At 39.6% G+C, this 628-nt stretch carries 1 protein-coding gene; it reads right to left on the minus strand.

What is annotated here, in order from left to right; genetic code table 11:
• Positions 1 to 172: 172 nt before the first annotated feature.
• Positions 173 to 394: a hypothetical protein gene (locus R7044_RS26240; protein WP_014386733.1), complete on the minus strand. Its 222-nt coding sequence runs from the start codon at positions 392 to 394 to the stop codon at positions 173 to 175.
• Positions 395 to 628 lie beyond the last annotated feature (234 nt).

The following is a 628-nucleotide window of genomic DNA, read 5'->3' on the forward strand; positions in this document are numbered from 1 at the left end:
CTTTTTGTTTAACTTTTTTTCTACAATCTTCTTGGTTATCAACCCAATAACAATGATAGCTATCAGGCCCCCCAAGATGAGCGAAAAATATAACAGGCTTCCTGTTGTCATTGTTCTGTCCTCAAAGTGTCATTCAGATCCTAACGAAAATTAAGCTCAAAATTGAGCCTATTTATCCACTGTCACTAAATGCTACCAGAATGATAGAACCAACAACGTAAGCTGCCATGAAAACTAATCCCATAACAACAGCAGCGACATTAGCTCCGAGCACAGCTGCGGGATGTACACCACCAGTCATAAGACCAATACCACCAGTAATAACAGCACCAGTACCTAAGCCCAGCACTACATTCAAGATGGCTTTCCAGAAAGTAAATGTAATTTTGTTCATGATTTGTCTCCTTTTTGAACGTTTTTAAACGACAGAGACAAACTCACCCCTACGGGGTAGTTGCCCCCGTCAGGGTTTTTATTTTTAGAGATGAAAGATGAGATGTACGTGTTGTACATCTCATCAGTCAAGTCTTTTGGTTGAGCTATACCCTTAAAGATCTACTTACCAAACCAACGTTTTTCCTTTACGGATATACGTTGGAATTTCTAGATAAGCATATTCATCGACAGG

Source organism: Vibrio sp. 1402 (genome assembly GCF_033340275.1).